Source organism: Archangium sp. (assembly GCF_036389735.1).
Lineage (GTDB): Bacteria > Myxococcota > Myxococcia > Myxococcales > Myxococcaceae > Archangium.
In genome coordinates this window covers 1-4,582 of the sequence record NZ_DASVWK010000611.1, presented here as the reverse complement: position 1 = coordinate 4,582, position 4,582 = coordinate 1, and the positions used below count along the sequence as shown (strand labels likewise).

5 protein-coding genes are annotated in these 4,582 nt (G+C 71.8%); 2 read left to right on the top strand and 3 right to left on the bottom strand.

Annotation, left to right across the window (positions count from 1 at the left end; all coding sequences use genetic code 11):
• Window positions 1-34: 34 nt before the first annotated feature.
• A complete protein-coding gene (locus tag VF794_RS21460) occupies window positions 35-793 on the bottom strand; it encodes a hypothetical protein (RefSeq protein WP_331113289.1) in 759 nt (252 codons plus the stop codon).
• Entirely contained in the window at window positions 790-1,419 is a 630-nt protein-coding gene (locus VF794_RS21455) for a sigma-70 family RNA polymerase sigma factor (protein ID WP_331113287.1), read from the bottom strand. The genes VF794_RS21460 and VF794_RS21455 overlap by 4 nt, the downstream gene beginning before the upstream one ends.
• Window positions 1,420-1,683: 264 nt before the next feature.
• Between VF794_RS21455 and VF794_RS21450 the strand changes: the two genes are divergently transcribed.
• Window positions 1,684-2,934: a proline dehydrogenase family protein gene (locus VF794_RS21450; RefSeq protein ID WP_331113285.1), complete on the top strand. Its 1,251-nt coding sequence runs from the start codon at window positions 1,684-1,686 to the stop codon at window positions 2,932-2,934.
• A gap of 56 nt (window positions 2,935-2,990) precedes the next feature.
• On the opposite strand, the gene ygiD is transcribed toward VF794_RS21450, so the two are convergent.
• Window positions 2,991-3,788: a 4,5-DOPA dioxygenase extradiol gene (gene ygiD / locus VF794_RS21445; protein ID WP_331113283.1), complete on the bottom strand. Its 798-nt coding sequence runs from the start codon at window positions 3,786-3,788 to the stop codon at window positions 2,991-2,993.
• Window positions 3,789-3,973: 185 nt separating this feature from the next.
• On the opposite strand from ygiD, the gene VF794_RS21440 reads away from it, so the two are divergent.
• The coding region (locus VF794_RS21440; protein ID WP_331113281.1) for an SWIM zinc finger family protein at window positions 3,974-4,582 on the top strand (609 nt) is incomplete at its 3' end.

Genomic DNA, 4,582 nt, shown 5'->3' with positions numbered 1-4,582 from the left:
GCGAGCGCGAGCACCGTGCCCGGATGGCGGAGACTCATGGGGCTTCCTCTACCCGAACGGGCACGCGGAGCACCACCGCACCCGGAGTGACATCCCCCCGCAGGGCGCCCAGCGCGGCCCCGGGCGAGTCCGCGAACGCGGCGATGACCTCCGCCTGCCCCGAGGGCATGCGCAGAAGCACGGTCGTCTCCAACGGCTGCTCCGCCCCGGGGCGGCCGGAGATGACGAAGGGGCCCTCGGTGGCCTGGAACCCCTCACCCCGCACCGCCACCGCGACCTGGAGGAGCGGCGCTTCGGCCCCCACGGCGAAGGCCAGCATCGCGCCCGGGGGACACGCCTCCTCGGCCCGCTTCAACTCGCGCAGGGGCTGCTGCCGCACGGCGCAGAACACGCGCAGCACGGCGCCGGAGGGACGCTCCACGCCCCGGGACTGCCACTCCTCCCCGACGTCACCAGGGCGGACGAGCACCAGCGCCGCGAGGCACAGCGCGGCCAGCATTCCACCGGCCAGGGCCAGCGAGGGCCAGCGCGCACGCTCCGCCCCGGGGACCGCCGCCGCCGCCAGGGCCGCCTCCAATCCCGCGTCCGCCAGTACCGCCTCCTCCGTCTCGGTGGGCGTGTGGAGGTCGCCTCGCTCCAGCATGCGACGGGCCCGTACCACCCGCTCGTACCGGGCGCCGCACCGACCGCAGGCGTGGGCATGCCGCAGCAGCCGGGCGGACTGGCGCGGGGACAGCGTTCCCTCGCCCCAGCGTGACAGCAGGCCATCCACGTGACCGTCGAACCACCTCATATGCCTCTCCCCATTCCACACAGCGCGAGGAAGACCAGGACGTCCAGCCAGCCCCGGGCCCGCAGGTGCTCGGTGAACCGCGTCCGCAGGTGGCGCTCGCGCACCCGCACCTCCCCCCGGGTGAGCTGGAGTTGCACGGCGGCCACCTCCTGCGAGAGCCCCTCCAGGAAGCGCAGCCGCGCGAGCGCCCGCCCCTCCTCGGGCAGCCCGTCGAGGAATTGACGCACCAGGACACGCACCTCGGACTCCAGCGCCTGCTCCTCGGGGTCCGGGCCCCCCGTGGGCACCTGGGTCGCCCCCGAGGACTCGTCCAGCGGCACGGCCTCGCGGGCGACCCGGCCCGAGGCACGCAGCAGGTCCACGGCCGTGGAGCGGGCGATGGTCAGCAGGAAGCCGAGGTAGGGCCGCACCCCGTCATAGGCCTGGCGCATGGCGGGCCGGAAGGCGCGGACGAATGTCTCCTGATGCGCCGCGTCGAGATCCAAGGCCCCCAGGGCCACGGAGTCCACCCCCATGCCGGAGCGCACCGAGAAGCGCCGCGCGAGGTAGCGGACCACCTCCGGGGAGTAGGCCCGGTACACGCGCGTGAGCGTGGCGCGCTCGCCCTCGCGGAATGCCTGCAGCACGGCACGGTCACTTCCTGGCAGCACGACGCTCCCCTCCACCTTTTCTCCACATACGACACGAGCCCGCCAGTCTGGTCGTTGGGACACCGAAATCGTGCCGTCCCCACCTGTCGCGATGTAGGAAACGGTGGGCCTCCGCGCCTCGGGCGGGCCGGCTGCTTCCTCTCCTTCCATGCTCGGTGCGTCCGGCGCTGAAAGCAGACCTGGACGGGGCACCCCACCCCGGCTTGATGCGGCCGCCAAAACCATGTAGCCCGAGAGGCGATGCCCGCCCTCGCCCCCTCCTCCCCTGACCACCCCGCGGGGCCTCCGCCGGTGGTCTCGTTCGACGACACGGCCATTGCCTTCGCCACCAAGGGCGATGCGCAGATGCGCAAGGCGCACCTGCTCTTCTCCTCGCTGAGCCAGCCCTGGCTGGTCCGCTTCGGCATTCCCCTGTCCGCCTGGCTGGTGCGCATCGGGATGCCGGGACTCCGGCTGGTCGTGCGGCACACCGTCTTCGAGCAGTTCTGCGGAGGCGAGAGCATCCAGGAGTGCGATGCGGCCGTCGAGGCGCTCGGACGTTTCGGGGTCCAGTCCATCCTCGACTACAGCGTGGAGGGGGAGAAGTCCGAGGAGAGCTTCGAGGCCACCGCGCGCGAGACGATCGCCACCATCGAGTGGGCGGCGAGCCACCCGCACATCCCCTTCAGCGTCTTCAAGGTGACGGGCGTGGCGCGCTTCGGCCTGCTGGAGAAGCTCGGTGCGAGCGAGGCGCTCAGCGCCGACGAGCAGGCCGAGTGGGACCGGGTGCGCGAGCGCGTGCTGCGCATCTGCCAGCGCGCCCACGAGCGGGGAGTGCGGATCTTCCTCGACGGCGAGGAGACGTGGATCCAGGACGTCATCGACGGGCTGGGCGAGGAGATGATGGCCCGCTTCAACCGGGAGCGGCCGCTCGTCTACAACACGTACCAGATGTACCGGACGGCGAGCCTGGGCAACCTGCGCGCGGCGCTGGAGCGGGCGAACGCCAAGGGGTACTTCCTCGGGGCCAAGCTGGTGCGCGGCGCGTACATGGAGAAGGAGCGGCTGCGTGCGAAGGAGCTCGGCTATCCGGATCCGATCCAGCCGGACAAGGCCGCCACCGACGCCGACTACGACCGCGCCGTGGGGTTCTGCCTGGAGCACCTCGACCGGATGGCGCTCTGCGCGGGCACGCACAACGAGGCGAGCTGCCAATTCCTGGTTCAGGAGCTGGCCCGGCGCGGCATCGCCCCGAATGATCCGCGCGTCTTCTTCAGCCAGCTGTACGGGATGAGCGACAACATCTCGTTCAACCTGGCGAAGGCTGGCTACAACGTCGCCAAGTACCTGCCCTACGGTCCGGTGAAGGCGGTGCTGCCGTACCTCATCCGCCGCGCGCAGGAGAACAGCGCCATCGCGGGCCAGGGCGGGCGCGAGGTCCGGTTCATCAGCCGTGAGCTTCAGCGGCGCAAGCAGGCCCGGGCACTCGGCCCCGGCCAGCCGACGGGGTGAGAGCCGAACCTCGGCCCCTTCCAACGCGGGCTGAGCCGAGAGGGCTCGACCCGGCCTCAGCCGAGGAGCACGGAGCGCATCGACAACGAGCCGAGATCGAAGCCGCTCACCGGGAAACGCACCGGATCGCGGTCGCTGGCGGCGCCGGCGACGTAGAGCATCGGGAGGAAGTGGTCGATGCTCGGGTGGGACATCCGCCCCGCGTCGGTCTCGATGAGGCGAGCCAGGAACGCGCCGTCGTGCTGCTCGAACGCCTTCGCCACGTCCGCATCGAAGCTCTCGGCCCACTTCGGGGTGGTGAGGTCGCCCGACCGCATGCTCGTGAAGGCGTGGCGCAGGTTGTGCGTCACGTTGCCGCTGCCCATCACCAGGATGCCTTCATCTCGGAGCCCGGCGAGCGCGCGGCCCAGCGCGAGGTGTTCGGAGGGCGCGAGCCGCGCGTCGATGCTGAGCTGCACGACCGGGACATCCGCCGCGGGACGCAGGTGGTGGAGCACGGTCCAGGTGCCGTGGTCCAGGCCCCAGTCGAGCTGGACCGAAGCGCGAGAGGCCCCGAGGAGCTTCACCACGCGCTGCGCGAGCTCGGCGCTGCCGGAGGCGGGGTACCGCATCTGGTACAGCTCGCGAGGGAAGCCGCCGAAGTCGTGGATGGTGGGCGGGTGCTCGTTCCCGGTGAGGAAGGTACCGGGAAGGAACCAGTGAGCGGAGACAGAGAGGATGGCCTTGGGCTTCGGCAACTGCGCGGCGAGCGAGCGGAAGCCCTGGGTCCAGGTGTTGTCCTCGATCGCGTTCATCGGAGAGCCGTGCCCGATGAAGAGCACCGGCATGCGCGGCTCGGAGGAGGTGAGGGTCATGGTGGAGGTTCCCTCCTGGGTCGGGCGCGCGGCGCGGGCCGAATCGCGGCAACCCAGGAATGGCAAGGTCGTGGCGACGCCGAGCGCGGCCTTGAGAACGCCGCGTCTGTCAGGTCGGTACGAGGACATGCCGAGAGCATGCACGCTGGGTCGGCGTTGCACTAGACTCCCCCGCCTCCATTCCCATGTCCGCCGCGCCCCTGACCACAGAGCAGGCCCTCGCCCTGGCACCGGACCCCGCCTCGGCCTCCGCCGGCCAGAAGCTGGCTACCGAGCGCTCCTGGCAGGGGCTCGGCCGGGACGAGCGCGCGGCCTGGGGCGAGTGCAAGGGCAGCGCCCTGTACCAGGTACGCGTCGACCTCTCCGACCTCGCCACGAAGTGCACCTGTCCCAGCCGCAAGTTCCCCTGCAAGCACGCCGTCGGGCTCCTGCTGCTCGTCGCGGGGGATCGGCTCCCCTCGGGCACGCCGCCTGAATGGGTGGCGGAGTGGCTCACCAGGCGGTCCGCCACCGTCGAGCGCAAGGCGAAGCGCCAGGCCGCGGGTGCCGAGGGCGCCGCCCCCGCCGACCCGGAGGCCAAGGCGAAGCGCACCACCGAGCGCCATACCCGCGTCCAGCGAGGCCTGGAGGGCCTGTCCCTCTGGCTGGAAGACCTCATGCGCAACGGCCTCGCCGGGCTGGAGGCGGAGACCGACCTGTGGAACACCCAGGCGGCGCGGCTGGTGGACGCCCAGGCCCCGGGGCTCGCCTCCCAGATGCGTCAGCTCGCGCCGATCCTGGGCAGTGGCCCCGAC

What these genes read in the sequence shown, in the direction of transcription:
- VF794_RS21460 (WP_331113289.1), bottom strand. Translation starts at nt 793, where the DNA reads ATGAGGTGGTTCGACGGTCACGTGGATGGCCTGCTGTCACGCTGGGGC.
- VF794_RS21450 (WP_331113285.1), top strand. Translation starts at nt 1,684, where the DNA reads ATGCCCGCCCTCGCCCCCTCCTCCCCTGACCACCCCGCGGGGCCTCCG.
- ygiD (WP_331113283.1), bottom strand. Translation starts at nt 3,788, where the DNA reads ATGACCCTCACCTCCTCCGAGCCGCGCATGCCGGTGCTCTTCATCGGG.